Source organism: Hydrogenophaga sp. (genome assembly GCF_965657535.1).
Classification (GTDB): Bacteria; Pseudomonadota; Gammaproteobacteria; order Burkholderiales; family Burkholderiaceae_C; genus Hydrogenophaga.
On the sequence record NZ_CBFHOP010000006.1, the window covers coordinates 237,885 to 255,710 of the forward strand.

Below are 17,826 nucleotides of genomic sequence, written 5' to 3' on the forward strand. Positions count from 1 at the left end.
ATGGTGCGGCTGAGCGACGTTGCGCAGATCAACCCGCGTTTCGACAAGTCATCCCTGGCTGACGATGCGTTGGTGTCGTTTGTGCCCATGGCCGCGGTCGGTGCTGCGGACGGCCAGATCGACGTATCAAGCGCGCGCGCCTTTGGCGAAGTGAAGAAGGGCTACACCCCGTTCCGAGAAGGCGATGTGCTGTTCGCCAAGGTCACGCCTTGCATGGAGAACGGCAAGATGGCCGTGGCCCACGGTCTCCAGAACGGTGTCGGTTTCGGGTCGTCGGAATTCCACGTACTGCGCCCCTCCGAGCGCGTGAACGCGAAGTACCTGTACCACTTCGTTTCGTCCGAGTCGTTCCGCAAAGAAGCTGCGCGGCACATGACCGGAGCAGTGGGGTTGCGCCGTGTGCCCACGGCGTTTCTGGCGGAAGCTGAGTTGCCGCTGGTGAACTTGGACGAACAGCGCCGCATCGTCGCCGAGATCGACAAACAGTTCTCCCGCCTCGACGAAGCCGTCGCCAACTTCCAGCGCGTCAAGGCCAACCTCAAACGCTACAAAGCCGCCGTCCTCAAAGCCGCCGTCGAAGGCCGTTTGGCCACTGGCAGCGTCGACTCTTTTCGCCGTGTGCGCCTTGGTGAGTTGGTCGATTTGAACCCGCGTTTGCCAAAGGGCTCGCTTGATGAGAGTTCCTCTGTGACTTTTGTGCCCATGGCGGCAGTGGGTGCAGATGATGGCCGTCTAGATGCGACGGCTATCCGTGGCTACTCTGAAGTGCGAAAGGGATATACCTACTTCGCCGACAACGATGTCTTGTTCGCCAAGGTAACGCCATGCATGGAGAACGGAAAGATCGCCGTGGCTAAGGGTTTGCTCGACGGTATCGGATTTGGGTCCACCGAGTTTCACGTGTTGCGGCCTAAGCCTGGTGTTGACCCTCGGTATGTGTACTGCATCGTTTCCAGTGAGGCCTTCCGGAAAGAGGCCGCTCGCCACATGACCGGGGCTGTAGGTCTTCGACGCGTTCCGACAGCATTTTTGGAGTCTGTCGAAGTCTCTGTGCCACCCTTGGGTGAACAGCTTTCCGTCGTTTCCGAAGTTGAGCGGCACTTGACCATCATCCAAGAGGTGACCGCAGAGGTTGAGGTCAATCTGCAGCGCTCGAATGCGCTGCGTCAGTCAGTTCTAAAAACAGCATTCGGAGGAGGAAAACATGAGCGTTGAGTCTTTGTACGGAGAAGTGGAGCAAGCGAGGCAAAGTTGGTACGACCTAGCTTCGCAGTTGAGTTCGGGCCGTCTCGATTTCGAACGATCACGAACGACCCTGGGTGAGCGGTCCATGAACGGATTCTCTCGGCAGATGGGCCTGTGCTTTGAGTTGCTGGCCGCAATCCGTCCAAGTGATGAGACATCTCACGCTGCGGCCGTTGTTCACGCGCATGACGCCAACCTGCGTCCAAATCTTCAGGCGATTTACACCCATGCCGCTGGGGCCGTCGCGCAGCTACGCGCTAACTGGCGTGAGAGCACGCAGTTGACCGACCTGAATGAGGGGTTCTCCCTGCATCTCCTGGAGGATGGCGCTGCATACGCGTCTATCGATCTCGCGGGCTATTTCAAGCATCTGCGCATCGCATCGAATGCGCTGATTCAGGTTCTCGGAGCCATGCTTCCGCTATGTAAGGCAGACCAAATCGGTGATCTGAGCGCGCGCGCTGAGCGGCTCGGTCAGATTGTTCGGCAGATGGATGAACTGCGCTTGCAGGCAGAGCGCAGCGCCAACATCGCTAAGAGCTTCGAAGGCAAGTCTGAAAGGTCAGAAGCTTCTTCGCGAGAACTGTTGGTTGCAGTGGAAACCATCTTGGGGAACATCCGCGAGTTACAGCAGCAGGCCACCACTGATGCCAGCTCAGTGGCAACGCTGGTGGAGCAGATCAAGACCGTGGGTTCTGCATCGGCAACGCTTGAGAGCATGGTCGACTCCTACAGGGCAAAGTTCGATGCTTTTCAACAAGAGATTGACTCTCGTAACTCTTCGTTTGCTCGCTTTGAAGAGCAGACCAAGCAGGCAAGGGAGAAGAGTCTTGCTCGTGAGGACGAAATTGATCGGCTCACGACGCTGGCAGATGCGATGATTTCTGGAGCGACCACTGCCGGTTTGGCAAATAGCTTGGAGACAACGAGAGCCCGCTACGAAGAACGCATGAACTCCGCGCGAACGGGTTTCGTGGCATCTGTGCTTTTGTTGGGCCTTACCGCGTTGCCTCTTGCAGCACACTTTTTGCCTGGAGTCTTCGGCGAAATTTTCCCAATGACAGATAAGGATGCGCACAACACTTGGTACGGCGTTCTTGGAAAAGTGTTGTTGATGGTTCCCGCGACTTGGCTCACGGGTTTCTTCACGAAGTCGTTCGCGGACTCGTTTCATCTTGAGCGGGAGTACGCGCACAAGGCCGCTCTGGCGATGGCGGTCGACGGCTTCAAGCGGCAGGCTCCAAAGTACGAAGAGGAAATCACTGCAGAGGTTTTCTTGGAGATTCGAAATAATCCAGCCAAAGGGGCCCGCGTAGAGCCAGCGGCTCATCCTCTCTACGACGTATTGGCCAAGGTCGTCGATAAGGTTTTGCAGAAGGGTAAGGCTGGGGAATGAGTGTCCCCTTCTCCCTCCGCATCTTCGTCGCCGACGGCGACCCCGACGGCCTGCGCATCGTTGAAAAGTCCAACTGGATCGGCAAGGCGCTGGTGTTTCCGCGGGCGCTGCTGCCGCAGGTGAAGGCGCGGCCGGAGCTGGCGCAGACCGGCGTTTATCTGTTGTGAGGAGCCTGCGCGGCGGAAGGAGCGTCGGCTGCAAAGCGGCTGCGCCGGTCCATTTTTCACCGCCTTCTTGTTCCATAGCGGGGCTATGGGCCTGCGAACGCGGCAAAAACTGTCCTCGGCGGATCCGCTTTTCGCTTCGAAGCCTTCCGCCGCACAGGCTCCACAGGCCGCGGCCGGACGGCGAGGGCGAGATGCACTACGTGGGCGAGGGCGCCCCGATCTTGCCGCGCCTGCAGGACCACCAGTCGAAGAAGGATTTCTGGACCCGCGCCATCGGTTTCACCACGGCCACGTCCGGGCAGCTGAACAAGGCGCATGTGCAGTTTCTGGAGGCGCGGCTGATCGCGCTGGCCCGCGCGGCCAAGCGCATGCCGCTGGACAACGCCAACCAGCCCGCCGAACCCAGCTTGAGCGAGGCCGACCGGGCCGACATGGAGGTGTTTCTGGCCCACATGCTGGGCGTGTTGCCGGTGCTGGGGGTGCATGCGTTTGAGCAGGCGGCGCCGGTCCCGGCGGGCAAGGTGGCGCCGGTGCTCAGCTGCAAAGGCAAAGGTGTGCTGGCCACGGGCTACGAGGCCACCCAGGGCTTTGTGGTCAAGGCTGGTTCGCAGGCGGTGGCCGAGGCGGTGCCGTCGATGGCGCAGCACGTGCGCGGCATGTTCGATGTGCGGCAGGAGCTGATCGCCAACGGCGTGCTGGCGCAGGAAGCGGGCCTGTACCGCTTCACGCAGGACTACAGCTTCAGCTCACCCAGCACGGCGGCGGCCGTGGTGCTGGGCCGCAGCGCCAACGGGCGCATTGAGTGGAAAGATGCGCAGGGGCGGACTTTGAAGGCGTTGCAGGAGGCGGAGGCTGGTGCATGAGCTTTGATTGTTTTATTGGTATCGACTACTCGGGCGCTGAGACGCCCACGTCGCGGCTCAAGGGGCTGCAGGTGTACGCGGCGCAGCCAGGTGGCGGGCCTGTAGAGGCCTGGGCGAGCCCCACACGCTCCAACAATGGGCAGCGCGTGAACTGGACCCGGCGAGAAGTTGCCGAACGGCTGCTGCAGGAGGTGCACAAGGGAGCGCGTTTTCTGGCCGGTATCGACCATGGCTTTTCCATGCCTGTGAGCTACTTTGCCCGCTACGGGCTGGAGAGCTGGCCCGGCTTCTTGTCTGACTTTGTGCACCACTGGCCAACGCACAACGACCATGTGTATGTGGACTTTGTGCGCGATGGCAACCTGCACCGCACGGGGGATGCGCCGCCACCCGGCACCCGCACGGGCAGCTCTGACGAGTTCCGCCTGGCGGAGCGCTGGACCTCTTCGGCCAAGAGCGTGTTCTTGTTTGATGTGCAGGGCTCGGTGGCCAAGTCCACGCATGCCGGTATTCCGTGGTTGAAGTGGTTGCGTGAACAGGCCGGTGAGCGGCTGCATGTGTGGCCGTTTGATGGGTGGGCCATTCCTTCGGACAAGCCGGTTCTGGTGGAGGTGTACCCCTTGATTTTTCGCAACCGGTACGAGCGTGAAGGGCGGACCCTGGACCAGCAGGATGCTTACGCCACGGCGCGCTGGATGCGCGACATGGACGCGAGGGGCGCGTTGGACGGCTACTTTGCGCCACCGCTGTCGTTGGCCGAGCGCGCGGTGGCCGACCTGGAAGGGTGGATCCTGGGCGTCCGCTGAGGGGTTGCATTTCGGTTGGTGTTCTTATATATTCCATATTCGAGATTCGCGAATAACGAATGAAATGCAGCTCAAACCCCAAGACTTCCTGGTTGCCCTCAAGCTCGTGGCTTGGGGTGAGCAGCGCTGGACGTATGCACGCCTGGCGCAGGAGCTGGGATTGAGCGCTTCGGAGGCCCACGCCTCGGTGAAGCGAGGTTTGCAGGCGGGGCTGCTGGTCGACGCGGCCTTGCTGGCGCCGCCGCCCGCCGCAGCGCCGGGCGCCCAGGAGGCCGCTGCCATTTACCGGGTGCGTGCCAAGTCGCGCCGCGCCCTGGCGGGGGCGGCCAGCAACGCCGACAACCCGGCGCGGGTGCACAGCCGCAACCTGGCAGAGTTTGCGGTGCACGGCGCCAAATACGCCTTTGCGCCAGACCGCTTGCCGGTGGCGGTGGGCGTGCCCACGAGCCACAGCGCGCCCGCCTTTGCAGGCGTGTTTGCGCCAGGGTCTGACGACTGGGTATGGCCGCACCCCAATGGCACGGCCCGCGGGCAAGGGCTGGAGCCTTTGCACCCGAGCGCCCCCTTTGCCGCCATGCAAGACGCCAAGCTGTATGAAATGTTGGCCCTGTTCGATGCACTGCGCGTGGGACGGGCCCGGGAGAGGGGCATGGCGCTCAAGCGGCTGCCGCTGCTGATCTACCCGGACGGCCCCAAGCCCGAAGAGAGGCCCATGCATGGCTAACCCCAACCTTGAACTGCTGTCAGGCATGGCCCAGGCCATGGGGCCGCTGTGCGACCAGGTGGTTTTCGTCGGTGGCTGTGCCACCGGCTTGCTGATCTCGCAGCCCCTGGTGGCAGACGCACGCGCCACCGAAGACGTGGACGCGATCGTGGAAGTGGCCTCTTTGGTGGGCTACCACGCGCTGGCCGATCAATTGATGGCACGGGGCTTCAAGCAGACCATGGCCGACAACACGCCGCCGTTTCGCTGGTTCTGGCAAGGCATGCAGCTGGATCTGGTGCCGCTGGACGAGAAGGTGCTGGGCTTCGCGAACCGGTGGTACCGGCCCGGGTTTGCGGCCGCACAGTCCGCCACACTGCCCACGGGTTTGCAACTCAGGCACTTGTCGGCCCCTTACTTCGTGGCCACCAAGCTGGAGGCCTTTAAAGACCGTGGCAACAACGACGTGTACCTGAGTCACGACCTGGAAGACATCGTTACCGTGGTGGACGGCCGGGACGAACTGCTGGCAGAGCTGGCCGCAGCGCCCAGCGAGGTGCGCCAATTCATCGCCTCGCGCTTTCAGGCGGTGTTGAATCACACGGATTTTTCCAACGTATTGCCCGGCATCGTTTCGCAGACCACGCGCACCGGTCTGGTCTTGCAGCGGTTCGCAGACATCGCCAAGTTATAGAAATTCATGAACACCAACACCCATTCCCTCGTCCAGAAACTCTGGAACTACTGCAACGTGCTGCGCGACGACGGCATGAGCTACGGCGACTATGTGGAGCAGCTGACCTACCTGCTGTTCCTGAAGATGGCCGACGAGCGCAGCCAGCCACCCTACAACCAGCCGAGCATCGTGCCCGAGGGCTATGGCTGGCCCACGCTGCTGGCGCGCGATGGCGACGCGCTGTTTGACCACTACCGGCACACGCTGGAGCGGCTGGGCATGGAGCGGGGCACGCTGGGGCTGATCTTTGCCAAGGCGCAGAACAAGTTTCAAGACCCGGCCAAGCTGCGCCGGGTGGTGGCCGATTTGATTGACACCGAAACCTGGACGATTCTGGGTGCGGACGTGAAGGGCGATGCCTACGAAGGCCTGCTGGAGCGCAACGCGCAAGACACCAAGAGCGGCGCGGGCCAATACTTCACGCCGCGCCCACTCATCCAGGCCATGGTGGATTGCATCGCGCCGCAGCCGGGTGAAACGGTTTGCGACCCGGCCTGTGGCACGGGCGGCTTTCTGTTCACCGCCCACAACCACATTACCGAGCACCACAAGAACCTGACGCGCGACCAGCTCCGTCACTTGAAGGAAAAGGCCTTCACGGGCTACGAGTTGGTGCAAGCCACGGCGCGGGTGTGCGCCATGAACCTGATGCTGCACGGCATAGGCTCAGAAAAGTCGGTGCCGGTGGTGGTGGGCGACGCGCTGGGCTCTGACCCAGGCGCGCGTTTTGACGTGGTGCTGGCCAACCCGCCGTTTGGTAAGAGGAGCAGCACGGTGATCGTAGGTGAAGACGGCCGGACCAGCACCGAAAAAGACATCATCGAGCGCGACGACTTCTGGGCCACCACCAGCAACAAACAGCTCAACTTTGTGCAACACATCAAGACGCTGCTGGCAACCAACGGCCGCGCAGCGGTGGTGCTGCCCGACAACGTGCTGTTTGAAGGCGGCGCTGGCGAAACCATTCGCCGCCGCCTGCTGCAAGAGTGCGACCTGCACACGCTGCTGCGCTTGCCCACCGGCCTGTTTTACGCGCAGGGCGTGAAGGCCAATGTGCTGTTCTTCGACAAGAAGCCCGCCAGTGAAACGCCGTGGACGAAGGAGCTCTGGATCTACGACCTGCGCACCAACAAGCACTTCACGCTCAAGACCAACTCGCTCAGGCGCGAAGACCTGGAGGCGTTTGTGAGCCTGTACCAGGCAGCCAACCGCCACCAGCGCGAAGCCACCTGGAGCGCGGAGCAACCCGAAGGTCGCTGGCGCGCCTACAGCTATGAGGACATTGCGGCCCGCGACAAAGCCAGTCTCGACATCTTCTGGCTGAAAGACGACAGCCTGGCCGACAGCGACAACCTGCCACCGCCCGCCGTGATCGCGCAGGAGATCGTGGAAGACCTGCAGGCGGCGCTGGAGCAGTTCAAGCTGATTGCGGGCGACCTGGGCGCGGACGCGGCCGAGGAAGTCTCAAACGGGTGAACGACCGAGCAGCCTTGCAACAGCTTCGCGCCGTTGCGCGGCTGCATGGGTGTTCAGTTCACCATCACCAGTTTGCCCTTGACCGAGCGCGAACCCATGATGGCGTAGGCCCGGGGCAGCTCGCTCATCGGTAGGGTCTGGTCGATCACGGGTTTGATCTTTCCTTGGCCGTACAGGGTTGCCAGCGTTTGCATCATCTCTGCGTTGGCCTTGGGCTCGCGCCGGGCAAAGTCGCCCCAGAACACGCCGACGATGCTGGCGCCTTTGAGCAGGGTCAGGTTCAGGGGCAGGCTGGGAATGGGGCCGCTGGCAAAGCCCACCACCAGGTAGCGCCCGCGCCAGGCGATGGAGCGGAACGCGGGTTCGGCAAAGTCACCGCCCACGGGGTCGTAGATCACGTCTGGGCCTTTGCCGTCGGTGGCCGCCTTGATGGCGTCGCGCAAACCTTCTTTGGGCGTGTGCACGCTGTAGTTGATGGTGACATCAGCCCCCAGCTGGCGGCAGAGTTCGCACTTTTCGTCGCTGGACGCGGCGGCAATCACCCGCGCCCCGGCCGCCTTGGCAATTTGAATGGCCGCTGTGCCCACGCCGCCCGCGGCGCCCAGCACCAGCACCGTTTCGCCGGCTTTCAGGGCCGCTCGGTCCATCAGGGCGTGCCACGAGGTGGCGTAAATCATGATGAAAGCGGCCGCGTCCACCGCTGGGAAACCCGCAGGCAGGGGCATGCACAGCGCAGCAGGCGCCAGCGTGTGGGTGCCAAAGCCGCCTGTGCCGCTCAGGCAGGCCACGCTCTGGCCCACCCGCAGGTGCTTCACACCCTCGCCCACGGCGCGCACCACGCCGGCGTATTCAGAGCCCGGCACAAAGGGCAGGGCGGGCTTCATCTGGTACTTGTTCTGCACAATCAGCAGGTCGGGAAAGTTCAGGCTGGCGGCCTGGATCTCAATCAGCACCTCGCCGGCCTTCGGCTCAGGGGTGGGCAGTTCTTTCCAGGTCAGGGCTTCGACGCCCACAGGGTTTTCGCACAGCCAGGCTTGCATGGGGGTGTTCCTCGTTGGGTTCGTTCAAACCGGCCCATGATAGGCACGCAGGCGCTCGCCAGCCCAGCGGGAAAGCCCTGTGCGTGTCCCTCGTGCGACGCGCGGGGTGTTCCCAGGCCGCATCGGCCTCACACAGGCGCCAGCACCTAAAATCAATCCCATGAAAATACTCATCTCCAACGACGATGGCTACCAGGCGCCCGGCATCGTGGCCCTTTATGAGGCCATCAAGGCGCTGCCCGGTGTGCAGGTGGAGGTGGTGGCGCCCGAGCACAACAACAGCGCCAAGTCCAATGCGCTCACCCTGCATTCGCCCCTGTATGTGCACACGGCGCACAACGGGTTTCGCTATGTCAACGGCACGCCGGCCGACTGTGTGCACATTGCGCTGACCGGCTTGCTGGGTTACCGCCCCGATCTGGTGGTGTCGGGCATCAACAACGGCGCCAACATGGGCGACGACACCATTTATTCCGGCACCGTGGGCGCGGCTATGGAGGGCTATTTGTTCGGTATTCCGGCCATTGCGTTTTCCCAGACCGAAAAGGGCTGGGCGCACCTGGACGCGGCGGCGCAAAAAGCCGCCCAGTTGGTCACACAGCTCATGCCTTCGTTGCCCGAAGCAGCACACCGCAGCGTGCCCTGGCTGCTCAATGTGAACATTCCCAACCGCCCGCTCGCCGACATCAAAGGCTTCAAGGTGGCCCGACTGGGGCGCCGTCATGCGGCTGAAAAAGTGATCTCCCAGGTGAATCCGCGTGGTGACACCATGTACTGGATCGGCAGCGCCGGTGCCGCGAAAGACGACGCCGAAGGCACCGACTTTCATGCCGCCGCCCAGGGCTACGCCACCATCACGCCGCTGCAAGTCGATTTGACGGATCACGAGCGCCTGCCTTACTGGGCGCCCACGGCTGCCCATTTGTCGGTATCCGAAGAGGCGCCGCCCCCGGCCGGAGCGCCTGCGTGAAGCGCCAACTGCCGGCCGCCCCCAGCGCAGCCAGCCCGGCCCGCCCGAGGCCCAGTTTTCCCGCCAAGATGGCGTCAAGCGTGCAGCCTGTGGTGGCCAAGACCAACGGCGGGCCAGCACCCAAAGCCGCGGTATCGGCAGGCGTTATGCAGGCTGTGGGCAAAACCGCGCAGACCGGCGTCCAGCGCCCGGCGGTGTCTGCCGGTATGGGTATGGACTCGCAAGCGGTGCGTGCGGCCATGGTGCGCAAGCTGCAAGCCCAGGGGCTGGCGCACCCGGCGGTGCTCGCTGCGCTGGGCGCGGTAGAGCGTCACCGCTTTGTGGACTCGGCGCTGGCCAACCAAGCTTACGAAGACACCAGTCTGCCCATTGGCCTGGGCCAGACCATTTCCAAACCCAACGTGGTGGCCCGCATGCTGGAGCTGATGTGCGAAGGCCGCACAGAAAAACTGGGGCGCGTGCTGGAGATTGGCACGGGATGTGGTTACCAGGCCGCGCTGCTCAGCCATTTGTCACGCGAGGTGTACAGCATTGAGCGCCTGCGTGGGTTGCACGAGCGAGCCCGTGAGAACCTTCGTCGGTTTCGTTTGTCCAATCTGCACCTGCTGTTCGGTGACGGCATGGTGGGTTATGCCCAGGGGGCACCTTATGCCGCCATCATTGCGGCCGCTGGCGGCAATGCCATTCCGCAAGCTTGGATCGACCAGTTGGCGGTTGGCGGACGGCTGGTGGCACCGGCCATGACCGAGTCGGGCCACCAAAACCTGGTCGTGATCGACAAGACCGTCACCGGCGTGGTGCGCACCGTGTTCGAAGCGGTGCTCTTCGTGCCCCTAAAATCGGGCGTCGAATGACCATCTGCCTGCAGCAGGTTGGGCTTATTCTTTTATAAGGCGTGGTCAGTGGCTGCGCCAGGCATCACAGGTGGGAGTTTTCATGCACAAGTTTTCAAATCCGGCGCTGGACCACAGGCCCCAACCGGCCCGTTCACGTTGGCAGGGCGCTGCGGTGCTGGGCGTGTTGGCGGCACTGCTGGTCGCAGCAGGTTGTTCCACCCAGCGACTGGCCCAGCCCGCTCCGGTGGAAGACCGGTCCTCCACCCGCTCAGAGGTCAAGAGCCTGCCGGGCGCTGAAAACGCCGGCAAGCCAGGTTACTACACCGTGCGCCCTGGCGACACCCTGTTTCGCATTGCCCTGGACAGCGGGCAGCCCTGGCGCGATGTGCAAGCCTGGAACAGCCTGAGCAACCCCAATGTGCTCGAGGTGGGCCAGGTGTTGCGCGTGGTGCCGCCAGCCAACGGTGTACCCGTGGTGGTAGCCAGTGCTGCCGCACCGCTGACCGCTTCCACGGCGGCCGTGACCAGTACCGGTGTGGTGGCGCGCCCCCTGGCGCCTGCCGGCACCGTAACGGCCAGCGTGGCGCCTGCGCCAGCACCCGTGCCCGCTCCGGCCCCCGAGCCGGCTGGCGCTGATGACATCAACTTCGTTTGGCCAGCTCAAGGCACGGTGGTAGCCACGTTTGACGAGGCCAAGAACAAAGGTGTTTCCATTGCCGGGCGCGTGGGCGACCCAGTGGTGGCGGCTGCCGATGGTCGCGTCGTGTACGCCGGCGCCGGCCTGCGTGGTTATGGCAACCTGATCATCCTCAAGCACAACAACACCTACCTCACCGCCTACGCCCACAACCAGGCGCTGCTGGTGCGCGAAGACCAGGCGGTCAAGCAAGGTCAAAAGATTGCCGAGATGGGCAGCAGCGACACCGACCGCGTGAAACTCCACTTTGAGGTGCGCCGCCAGGGCAAGCCGGTGGACCCGCTCAACCACCTGCCCAAGCGCTGACCGGTCGGCCAAGCGTTGAACACCACGGCGGGCTGAACACCATGGGATGGCCCGTCCTCGTTTTCGATATCGAGTCCATCCCCGATGTGGCGGGTCTGCGAGCCCTGCGTGGCGAGCCTGCCGACCGGCCAGACGATCAGGTCTACGCGGCCTGGCTCGCTGAGCGCAAGGAAAAAGGACAAAGCGACTTCATGCCGCTGCACCTGCAGCGCGTGCTGTGCATCAGCGTGGTGTTTCGCAACGCTGAAGGTTTGCGCATTCACTCGTTTGTGGACCGCGACGACCAAAGCGAAGGCAAGGTCGTTCAGACCTTCTTTCATGCAGTGGAAAAACACATGCCCCAGCTGGTCAGTTGGAACGGCAGCGGTTTTGACTTGCCGGTGCTGCACTATCGGGGTTTGCGCCACGGGGTGGAAGCCAGCAAATACTGGGACATGGGAGAGGACGACCGCGAGTTCAAGTGGAACAACTACATCAGCCGTTACCACATGCGCCACCTGGACCTGATGGACTTGTTGGCGATGTATTCGCCCAAGAACAACGCGCCGCTGGACGCCATGGCGAAGCTGTGCGGCTTTCCCGGCAAGCTCGGCATGGACGGTTCCCAGGTCTATGCCCAGTACCTCGCCGGGCAGACCGATGACATTCGGCGCTACTGCGAAACCGATGTGATGAACACCTACTTGGTGTATTGCCGCTTCCAGAAAATGCGTGGTGGGCTCACAGAGGCCGAATACGAGCAGGAAATAGCGCTGGTTAAAGAGACGCTGGGACAGCTGGCCCCATTAGAGAGCCATTGGGATGAGTACCTCAAGGCCTGGGTCTGAGGCACTTCAAAGGCCTGGTCCTCTGAGACAATCGAGGCATGACCGCCTCTACTCTGCACGAAAACAGCCTCCTCACCACCGCCAGCGACAACCCGCAGGCCACCCCCACCGAAGCGCTGCCCCACGGCTGGCTCGCCGTCGAATCGCTGGACATTGACGCCCAGGGTATTGCACGCCGTCCCGATGGCAAGGTCGTCTTCATCGAAGGCGCGCTGCCCTTTGAGGTCGTCAGCACCAACATCCATCGCAAGAAAAACAACTGGGAAGCGGGGACCGTTACCGCCATTCACCGCGAATCTTCGCAGCGCGTGCGCCCCGGTTGCCCCCACTTTGGCCTGCATGCTGGCGCGTGTGGCGGCTGCAAGATGCAGCACCTGCACGAAACCGCTCAGGTGGCCGTCAAGCAAAGGGTGCTGGAAGACAACCTCTGGCACCTGGGCAAGGTGAAAGCCGAAACCTTGCTGCGCCCCATTGAGGGCCCGGCCTGGGGCTACCGCTACCGGGCGCGGCTGTCGGTGCGCCATGTACACAAAAAAGGCGAGGTGCTGATCGGCTTTCACGAGCGCAAAAGCCGTTATGTCGCCGACATGAAGGTGTGCCATGTGCTGCCACCGCATGTCAGCGCCCTGCTGATGCCGTTGCGTGATCTCATCTTTGGTATGGATGCGCGGGAGACCTGCCCCCAAATTGAACTGGCCTGTGGTGACGACGTGACCGCGCTGGTGCTGCGGCATTTGGAGCCGTTGTCAGACGACGACCTGGCTCGGTTACGGGCGTTTGCGGCGCAGCAGGGTGTGCAGTGGTGGCTGCAAGCCAAAGGCCCTGACACGGTGAAGTTGCTCGACGAAACCGGCCCGGCGCTGTGCTACCGCTTGCCTGAATTCGGCATCACCATGCCGTTTAAACCGACCGATTTCACCCAGGTCAACCCGCACATCAACCGGGTTCTGGTGGCGCGTTCGTTGCGTTTGCTGGACGCGCAAAAGCACGAGCGCGTGATCGACTGGTTCTGCGGGCTCGGCAACTTCACGCTGCCCATTGCCACCCAGGCTGGCGAGGTGCTCGGCATCGAGGGCAGCGAAGCGCTGGTGGCGCGCTCACGCGACAACCTGGCGGGCAACCAGGCTGGGCGCCTTGCTCCCCTGGCGCCCACGGCATTTGTGGCGCGCAACCTGTTTGAAATGACGCCGGGTTTGCTGGTGGCCGATGGCGCAGCAGACAAATGGCTGGTGGACCCGCCACGAGAAGGCGCTTTTGCCCTGGCCAAGGCCCTGGCCGACCTGCATTTACAACCCGAGTTGCGCGGTAGCTGGACGCCACCGAAGCGCATTGTGTACGTCAGCTGCAACCCGGCCACGCTGGCGCGTGATGCCGGCTTGCTGGTGCACCAGGCGGGGTACCGCTGTGTGGCGGCCGGGGTGGTCAACATGTTCCCGCACACGGCCCACGTGGAGAGCATGGCGGTGTTTGAGCTGAACGACACCCGGGCGGTTGGCCCAGACGCCTAAACCCAGCGCTTGCGCTCAGGACCTGCGGGCTTTCTTGTCCTGGGCGTTTGGGTCGCTGGCGTCTGCGTCGCCCGGCGGTGGCGAGACCGACGGCGACGGGGCGAGCTCTGAGGGCATGCCGACAATTTCGTTGTCGCGCATGTACTGGTCCATTTCTTTCCAGCCGGCAAACACAGCGGCTTTGCCGGCTTTCGGGTTGCTGCCAAAGCACGACTCGATGCTGCGCACCGCATGGCGGCAGGCGCTGCCAATGGCCTTGGCTTCGGCCTCTTTCTTGGCGTTGATCTGGGTTGCCGTCTCAACGCCCAGGGCCTCACAGCCGGACAGCAGACTGGCAATGGCAAGCAGACAAAGAGAGCGGTTGGTGTGGCGCATGTTGAGTCCGGCGGGTTTGCTTTCTTTTTCGGCTTTTTCTCGCCCGACTTGATAGCAACAACGGTTCCATTTCCCCATGAAAACCACAAACAGGCAAAGAAAAAGGACCCGAAGGTCCTTTTTCCAAGTGCCAAGTGGCCCGCCCGAGCGATCAGTCGCGCTCGCCGCCAAAAATACCCAGCAGTGCCAGCAGACTTTGGAAAATATTGAACAGGCTCAGGTAGAGACCCAGCGTGGCGCTGATGTAGTTGGTTTCACCGCCGTCCACGATGCGCTTCAGGTCGTACAGCAGGTACAGGCTGAAAACGATGACGGCCAGGGTGGCAATGGCGGCCATGCCGGCGGTGCTGCCCACGAACACGTTCACGATGGCGCCCACCATGATGGCCAGTGCGCCCACAAACAACCATTTGCCCATACCCGACAAGTCGCGTTTGATCACCGTGGACAGGTTGGCCATGACGAAGAACACGCCAGCAGTGCCGCCAAAGGCGGTCATGATCAGGCTAGAGCCGTTGCTGAAACCGAGCACCGCACCCAGCATGCGCGACAGCATGAGGCCCATGAAGAAGGTGAAGGCCAGCAGCACGGGCACGCCGGCCGCAGAGTTCTTCGTTTTCTCAATGGCGAACATGAAGCCGAAGGCGCCGCCCAGGAAGACGATGAGGCCCAGGCCACCCGTCAAGCTGGCGGTGATGCCGGTGGCTACCCCCACCCACGCGCCCAGCACCGTGGGCAACATGGACAGCGCGAGCAGCCAATAGGTGTTGCGCATCACTTTGTTGCGCTCGGCTGGCGAGGCGACGGCGGTGCCGAAGCGGCCGCCGGTTTGAACGTGGTCGGTCATGGTGGTGATCTCCTTCAACATCTGACTTGCTAAAACACACCGCTGCAAGCCCCAAAGGCTGGCAACACTTTCTCCATCGCATTGTAGGGTGCCTGTTGCTGAACAACGCCGGTTGGGGAAAAGCGCCCTTTTTCGTAAGGTCACTTGTGACCTCAGAGGGCCCAATCCACGCGGTATCTTCAATGCCCTGTGCCTGAGCGTTTAAGCTCAGCGCCTGCTACGCGTTTTACGACTCAACAAACTGGGAAAAAGTTCATGAAAAACAAAGCCGTTCTCGAAATCGCTGACATCAAACAGATTGCCGCCGCTGCCGAAGCCGAAGCGCTGCAAAACAAATGGGCCGTGACCATTGCCATCGTGGACGACGGCGGCCACCTGCTGTGGTTGCAGCGGCTGGACGGTGCCCCGGCCATTTCGTCGCACATTGCACCCGCCAAGGCCCACACAGCGGCGCTGGGTCAGCGCGAAAGCAAGGTCTACGAGGACGTGATCAACCAGGGGCGCGTGTCGTTCCTGAGCGCGCCGGCCGTGTCGGGCATGCTGGAAGGCGGCGTTCCCGTCTTGAAAGATGGCCAGTGCATCGGCGCGGTGGGCGTGAGCGGCGTCAAGTCGAGTGAAGACGTGCAGATTGCCCGCGCGGGCATTGCCGCACTCGGCCTGTAAGCCTCAGGGGGCCGATGGCCCCCCAAAATGACTGGCTACCGAATGCCTTTAAACAGGCTTTCCTGGCTGCCCAAAAAAACGACGCTGGTGCTGGCGAAAGCGCCGGGTCGTCCCAAGATGAAAACGGGCTATGCGCTGCTTGCGCGGGTGGTTGTGGGCTGCGCCGGTCTATTTGGTCAAGATCAGCTTGCCGGCCCGGGTCTTTTGCAGCCGGTACTCGGTGCCGTTGTGCTCGATGATCACCGTGTTGTGCCCACGCAGCAGGTCTTCGCTGGGCAGTGCCGCGGCGGCTTTTTCTGTGGGCAGCGGTGGCGTGGCAGATACGGCCAACGGTTTGTTCGTGTCGATCAGGTGGCTCATGCTGTGCGTGCTGTCGGGGCCTGCGGGTGGCATGGCTTACTGTCCTCCTGCGGCGGGCTCGGTGATGAAACCGATTTTGCGCACACCGGCGCGCTGTGCCGCCGCCATGGCCAGGGCCACGCGTTCGTAGCGCACTGCTTTGTCGCCGCGAATGTGCAGTTCGGGTTGCGGCGTCTGGGCCGCGGCCAAGCCCAGGCGATTGGCCAGGTCCGCGTCTTCCACCCTTTGCTCGTTCCAGAAGTAGGCGCCGTCGGCATCAATCGCCAGACGGATGTTCTCCGGTTTGTCCAGCACCTTTTCGTTGCTGGCGCTGGGCAGGTCGATATTGACCGCGTGTTTGATCACTGGCACGGTGATGATGAAAATGATGAGCAGTACCAGCATGACGTCGATGAACGGGATCATGTTGATCTCGCCCAGCATGGCGTCGCTGTCTTCCTGGGTTCCAATGGCCATGGTCGTGTCCTAAAAAAGCTCAGGCCTTTTTCATGGGCAGCACCCTGGCGTCGCCACCGGCCGTGACGCGGGCACCGGTGACAAAGTAGGCGTGCAGATCGTGCGCGAAGCGGTTCAACTTGTGAACGATGCCCTTGTTGCCCCGCAGCAGGGCGTTGTAGCCCAGCACCGCCGGAATGGCCACCACCAGGCCCAGCGCGGTCATGATCAGTGCCTCGCCAATAGGGCCAGCCACTTGGTCGATGCTGACCTGGCCCGCCGCACCAATGCCCAGCAGCGCGTGGTAAATGCCCCAGACGGTGCCGAACAAGCCCACAAACGGCGCGGTGGAGGCCACCGAGGCGAGCACCGACAGGCCTCCCTGCGCACGGGCCTGGAAATCGTCCACGCTTTTGCGCAGCGAGCGCTCCACCCAGTCGCTCACGTCCAGCGTGTCGTGCAGCTGGCGCATCGGCGGCGAGCCGTTGTGACCGTCTTTGTGCAGGATGTGGCGCGTGGCTTCGCGCCCTTCCATGGCCACAGCCCGAAACGGGTTGCCATCGGCCTCGCCGAGCTTGTCCAGGCCTTCGGCAAAGTCGGCGCTGTGCCAGAAGCTTTCAACGCCTTTCGCCTGGGCACGTTGGGCGCGCTGGTCCAGGGCTTTCCACAAAATGATGATCCAGGTGGCCAGCGACATGACCAGCATCACCAGGGCGACGGTGCGGGTGACGCCGTCGCCCTGGGTCCAGACGTGGGCCAGGCCCGAGGTAGCGAATTGCGATTCCATGGTTTCAGACTCCGGGAGAAAAATACTTAATCAAGAACAAAACTGATCGGCACGTTGAACCACATGGCCTCGGCCACGCCGTTGCGTTTGCCGGGCACATAGCGCCATTTCAAAACCGTTTGTAGCGCAGTCTGGTCTAGCCGGTCGTAGCCGCTGGAGCTGCGAACGTCGGCTTTGCTGGCTGTGCCATTGGCCTCGATGAAGACGCGCACGACCACTTTGCCTTGTTCGCCCAGGCGCTTGGACAGCGGCGGGTAAGGCGGACGGGGGTTGCTCAGGTAGTCGGCGCTGCTCGAAGGCAGCTCAAGCCGGGGCGGTGCGGGTGTCGCCGGTGGGGACGGTGGGGACGGTGGCGCAGGCGCTGGCTCACTCACGGCGGCCAGAAGGGCTGGTGGTGCGGGGTCGGGTTCGGTGACGCCCGTGGGGGCGTCGGGCGCAGGGGTGGGGCTGGCCAGGGCCAGCGGCTGCGGTGCCGGGGCTGCGGCGGGTTTGGGCGGCTTGGGCGCCGTGCTCACAGGGCGCGCTTTTTCGGTGGGCGGTGCGGGCGGCGGCGGAGCGATTTCGGGTTGCGGTGCCTCGATCAGCTCGGCCATGATGTGCACCGGAATCACCCGCTCAACGGCCCGGCGCAGCAAGCCACTTTGCAAGGCCCACAGGCCGGCCACGTGGAAGCTGAGCACCGCTGCAACGATAAGCAGGCGGCGCTGAACGGAGGGTGGCGCGTAAAAAGTCATGGGGCTGGGGGAGGGCGCAAAGCTTGCGCTGGCGGCGGTCATAGTTTAG

General features: G+C 62.9%; 21 protein-coding genes. 14 read left to right on the forward strand and 7 right to left on the reverse strand.

Annotated elements, in window-relative coordinates; genetic code table 11:
* From ACTG4K_RS12780 to ACTG4K_RS12815, 8 genes are all read left to right on the forward strand, one after another.
* Nucleotides 1-1,215 carry a restriction endonuclease subunit S gene (locus ACTG4K_RS12780; protein ID WP_439114645.1) on the forward strand — a complete coding sequence of 405 codons (1,215 nt, stop codon included), beginning with the start codon at nucleotides 1-3 and terminating at the stop codon, nucleotides 1,213-1,215.
* On the forward strand, nucleotides 1,205-2,641 hold the full coding sequence (locus tag ACTG4K_RS12785; RefSeq protein WP_439114590.1) for a hypothetical protein: 1,437 nt from the start codon (nucleotides 1,205-1,207) through the stop codon (nucleotides 2,639-2,641). Before ACTG4K_RS12780 ends, ACTG4K_RS12785 begins: the two co-directional genes overlap by 11 nt.
* Nucleotides 2,638-2,808: a hypothetical protein gene (locus ACTG4K_RS12790; protein WP_439114591.1), complete on the forward strand. Its 171-nt coding sequence runs from the start codon at nucleotides 2,638-2,640 to the stop codon at nucleotides 2,806-2,808. The genes ACTG4K_RS12785 and ACTG4K_RS12790 overlap by 4 nt, the downstream gene beginning before the upstream one ends.
* 191 nt (nucleotides 2,809-2,999) lie before the next feature.
* A complete protein-coding gene (locus tag ACTG4K_RS12795) occupies nucleotides 3,000-3,671 on the forward strand; it encodes a GIY-YIG nuclease family protein (RefSeq protein WP_439114592.1) in 672 nt (223 codons plus the stop codon).
* Nucleotides 3,668-4,477 carry a hypothetical protein gene (locus ACTG4K_RS12800; protein ID WP_439114593.1) on the forward strand — a complete coding sequence of 270 codons (810 nt, stop codon included), beginning with the start codon at nucleotides 3,668-3,670 and terminating at the stop codon, nucleotides 4,475-4,477. Before ACTG4K_RS12795 ends, ACTG4K_RS12800 begins: the two co-directional genes overlap by 4 nt.
* A 64-nt stretch (nucleotides 4,478-4,541) precedes the next feature.
* Entirely contained in the window at nucleotides 4,542-5,201 is a 660-nt protein-coding gene (locus ACTG4K_RS12805) for a hypothetical protein (RefSeq protein ID WP_439114594.1), read from the forward strand.
* Nucleotides 5,194-5,874: a hypothetical protein gene (locus ACTG4K_RS12810; RefSeq protein WP_439114595.1), complete on the forward strand. Its 681-nt coding sequence runs from the start codon at nucleotides 5,194-5,196 to the stop codon at nucleotides 5,872-5,874. Before ACTG4K_RS12805 ends, ACTG4K_RS12810 begins: the two co-directional genes overlap by 8 nt.
* A 6-nt stretch (nucleotides 5,875-5,880) precedes the next feature.
* Nucleotides 5,881-7,392 carry a type I restriction-modification system subunit M gene (locus ACTG4K_RS12815; RefSeq protein ID WP_439114596.1) on the forward strand — a complete coding sequence of 504 codons (1,512 nt, stop codon included), beginning with the start codon at nucleotides 5,881-5,883 and terminating at the stop codon, nucleotides 7,390-7,392.
* A gap of 53 nt (nucleotides 7,393-7,445) precedes the next feature.
* Here the strand turns inward: ACTG4K_RS12815 and ACTG4K_RS12820 are convergent, their stop codons facing one another.
* Nucleotides 7,446-8,432, reverse strand: a complete 987-nt coding sequence (locus ACTG4K_RS12820; protein WP_439114597.1) for an NADPH:quinone oxidoreductase family protein — start codon at nucleotides 8,430-8,432, stop codon at nucleotides 7,446-7,448.
* 160 nt (nucleotides 8,433-8,592) lie between these two features.
* Here ACTG4K_RS12820 and surE point away from each other — a divergent pair, with 160 nt between their 5' ends.
* The 5 genes from surE to rlmD all read left to right on the forward strand — a co-directional run bounded on the left by surE (nucleotide 8,593) and on the right by rlmD (nucleotide 13,576).
* On the forward strand, nucleotides 8,593-9,402 hold the full coding sequence (surE, locus tag ACTG4K_RS12825) for a 5'/3'-nucleotidase SurE (RefSeq protein WP_439114598.1): 810 nt from the start codon (nucleotides 8,593-8,595) through the stop codon (nucleotides 9,400-9,402).
* A gap of 68 nt (nucleotides 9,403-9,470) precedes the next feature.
* Nucleotides 9,471-10,256, forward strand: a complete 786-nt coding sequence (locus tag ACTG4K_RS12830; RefSeq protein ID WP_439114646.1) for a protein-L-isoaspartate(D-aspartate) O-methyltransferase — start codon at nucleotides 9,471-9,473, stop codon at nucleotides 10,254-10,256.
* Nucleotides 10,257-10,338: 82 nt separating this feature from the next.
* Nucleotides 10,339-11,241 carry a peptidoglycan DD-metalloendopeptidase family protein gene (locus ACTG4K_RS12835; RefSeq protein ID WP_439114599.1) on the forward strand — a complete coding sequence of 301 codons (903 nt, stop codon included), beginning with the start codon at nucleotides 10,339-10,341 and terminating at the stop codon, nucleotides 11,239-11,241.
* Nucleotides 11,242-11,282: 41 nt separating this feature from the next.
* Nucleotides 11,283-12,068 (forward strand): 3'-5' exonuclease, encoded by a 786-nt coding sequence (locus tag ACTG4K_RS12840; RefSeq protein WP_439114600.1) that lies wholly within the window; start codon nucleotides 11,283-11,285, stop codon nucleotides 12,066-12,068.
* A 38-nt stretch (nucleotides 12,069-12,106) separates the two neighbouring features.
* The gene (rlmD, locus tag ACTG4K_RS12845; protein WP_439114601.1) at nucleotides 12,107-13,576 is read left to right on the forward strand and encodes a 23S rRNA (uracil(1939)-C(5))-methyltransferase RlmD; all 1,470 of its coding nucleotides are present in this window, start codon (nucleotides 12,107-12,109) and stop codon (nucleotides 13,574-13,576) included.
* 15 nt (nucleotides 13,577-13,591) lie between these two features.
* Here rlmD and ACTG4K_RS12850 read toward each other — a convergent pair whose 3' ends face one another.
* Nucleotides 13,592-13,951, reverse strand: a complete 360-nt coding sequence (locus ACTG4K_RS12850) for a hypothetical protein (RefSeq protein WP_439114602.1) — start codon at nucleotides 13,949-13,951, stop codon at nucleotides 13,592-13,594.
* Nucleotides 13,952-14,102: 151 nt separating this feature from the next.
* Entirely contained in the window at nucleotides 14,103-14,798 is a 696-nt protein-coding gene (locus ACTG4K_RS12855) for a Bax inhibitor-1/YccA family protein (RefSeq protein ID WP_439114603.1), read from the reverse strand.
* A gap of 255 nt (nucleotides 14,799-15,053) precedes the next feature.
* Here ACTG4K_RS12855 and ACTG4K_RS12860 point away from each other — a divergent pair, with 255 nt between their 5' ends.
* Nucleotides 15,054-15,461 (forward strand): GlcG/HbpS family heme-binding protein, encoded by a 408-nt coding sequence (locus ACTG4K_RS12860; protein ID WP_439114604.1) that lies wholly within the window; start codon nucleotides 15,054-15,056, stop codon nucleotides 15,459-15,461.
* Nucleotides 15,462-15,629: 168 nt separating this feature from the next.
* Here ACTG4K_RS12860 and hemP read toward each other — a convergent pair whose 3' ends face one another.
* Genes hemP through ACTG4K_RS12880 form a run of 4 tightly spaced genes read right to left on the reverse strand, consistent with a single transcriptional unit; the run spans nucleotide 15,630 to nucleotide 17,777 of the window.
* Nucleotides 15,630-15,854, reverse strand: a complete 225-nt coding sequence (gene hemP, locus ACTG4K_RS12865; RefSeq protein ID WP_439114605.1) for a hemin uptake protein HemP — start codon at nucleotides 15,852-15,854, stop codon at nucleotides 15,630-15,632.
* A 3-nt stretch (nucleotides 15,855-15,857) separates the two neighbouring features.
* A complete protein-coding gene (locus ACTG4K_RS12870; RefSeq protein ID WP_439114606.1) occupies nucleotides 15,858-16,277 on the reverse strand; it encodes an ExbD/TolR family protein in 420 nt (139 codons plus the stop codon).
* Nucleotides 16,278-16,296: 19 nt separating this feature from the next.
* Nucleotides 16,297-17,043: a MotA/TolQ/ExbB proton channel family protein gene (locus tag ACTG4K_RS12875; RefSeq protein WP_439114607.1), complete on the reverse strand. Its 747-nt coding sequence runs from the start codon at nucleotides 17,041-17,043 to the stop codon at nucleotides 16,297-16,299.
* A gap of 26 nt (nucleotides 17,044-17,069) precedes the next feature.
* Nucleotides 17,070-17,777: an energy transducer TonB gene (locus ACTG4K_RS12880; RefSeq protein ID WP_439114608.1), complete on the reverse strand. Its 708-nt coding sequence runs from the start codon at nucleotides 17,775-17,777 to the stop codon at nucleotides 17,070-17,072.
* Nucleotides 17,778-17,826: the final 49 nt, after the last annotated feature.

What these genes read in the sequence shown, in the direction of transcription:
- ACTG4K_RS12830 (WP_439114646.1), top strand. Translation starts at nt 9,471, where the DNA reads ATGGCGTCAAGCGTGCAGCCTGTGGTGGCCAAGACCAACGGCGGGCCA.
- ACTG4K_RS12780 (WP_439114645.1), top strand. Translation starts at nt 1, where the DNA reads ATGGTGCGGCTGAGCGACGTTGCGCAGATCAACCCGCGTTTCGACAAG.
- rlmD (WP_439114601.1), top strand. Translation starts at nt 12,107, where the DNA reads ATGACCGCCTCTACTCTGCACGAAAACAGCCTCCTCACCACCGCCAGC.
- ACTG4K_RS12815 (WP_439114596.1), top strand. Translation starts at nt 5,881, where the DNA reads ATGAACACCAACACCCATTCCCTCGTCCAGAAACTCTGGAACTACTGC.
- ACTG4K_RS12805 (WP_439114594.1), top strand. Translation starts at nt 4,542, where the DNA reads ATGCAGCTCAAACCCCAAGACTTCCTGGTTGCCCTCAAGCTCGTGGCT.
- ACTG4K_RS12800 (WP_439114593.1), top strand. Translation starts at nt 3,668, where the DNA reads ATGAGCTTTGATTGTTTTATTGGTATCGACTACTCGGGCGCTGAGACG.
- ACTG4K_RS12840 (WP_439114600.1), top strand. Translation starts at nt 11,283, where the DNA reads ATGGGATGGCCCGTCCTCGTTTTCGATATCGAGTCCATCCCCGATGTG.
- ACTG4K_RS12860 (WP_439114604.1), top strand. Translation starts at nt 15,054, where the DNA reads ATGAAAAACAAAGCCGTTCTCGAAATCGCTGACATCAAACAGATTGCC.
- ACTG4K_RS12855 (WP_439114603.1), bottom strand. Translation starts at nt 14,798, where the DNA reads ATGACCGACCACGTTCAAACCGGCGGCCGCTTCGGCACCGCCGTCGCC.
- ACTG4K_RS12880 (WP_439114608.1), bottom strand. Translation starts at nt 17,777, where the DNA reads ATGACTTTTTACGCGCCACCCTCCGTTCAGCGCCGCCTGCTTATCGTT.
- hemP (WP_439114605.1), bottom strand. Translation starts at nt 15,854, where the DNA reads ATGCCACCCGCAGGCCCCGACAGCACGCACAGCATGAGCCACCTGATC.
- ACTG4K_RS12810 (WP_439114595.1), top strand. Translation starts at nt 5,194, where the DNA reads ATGGCTAACCCCAACCTTGAACTGCTGTCAGGCATGGCCCAGGCCATG.
- ACTG4K_RS12820 (WP_439114597.1), bottom strand. Translation starts at nt 8,432, where the DNA reads ATGCAAGCCTGGCTGTGCGAAAACCCTGTGGGCGTCGAAGCCCTGACC.
- ACTG4K_RS12870 (WP_439114606.1), bottom strand. Translation starts at nt 16,277, where the DNA reads ATGGCCATTGGAACCCAGGAAGACAGCGACGCCATGCTGGGCGAGATC.
- ACTG4K_RS12795 (WP_439114592.1), top strand. Translation starts at nt 3,000, where the DNA reads ATGCACTACGTGGGCGAGGGCGCCCCGATCTTGCCGCGCCTGCAGGAC.
- ACTG4K_RS12850 (WP_439114602.1), bottom strand. Translation starts at nt 13,951, where the DNA reads ATGCGCCACACCAACCGCTCTCTTTGTCTGCTTGCCATTGCCAGTCTG.
- ACTG4K_RS12785 (WP_439114590.1), top strand. Translation starts at nt 1,205, where the DNA reads ATGAGCGTTGAGTCTTTGTACGGAGAAGTGGAGCAAGCGAGGCAAAGT.
- ACTG4K_RS12790 (WP_439114591.1), top strand. Translation starts at nt 2,638, where the DNA reads ATGAGTGTCCCCTTCTCCCTCCGCATCTTCGTCGCCGACGGCGACCCC.
- surE (WP_439114598.1), top strand. Translation starts at nt 8,593, where the DNA reads ATGAAAATACTCATCTCCAACGACGATGGCTACCAGGCGCCCGGCATC.
- ACTG4K_RS12875 (WP_439114607.1), bottom strand. Translation starts at nt 17,043, where the DNA reads ATGGAATCGCAATTCGCTACCTCGGGCCTGGCCCACGTCTGGACCCAG.
- ACTG4K_RS12835 (WP_439114599.1), top strand. Translation starts at nt 10,339, where the DNA reads ATGCACAAGTTTTCAAATCCGGCGCTGGACCACAGGCCCCAACCGGCC.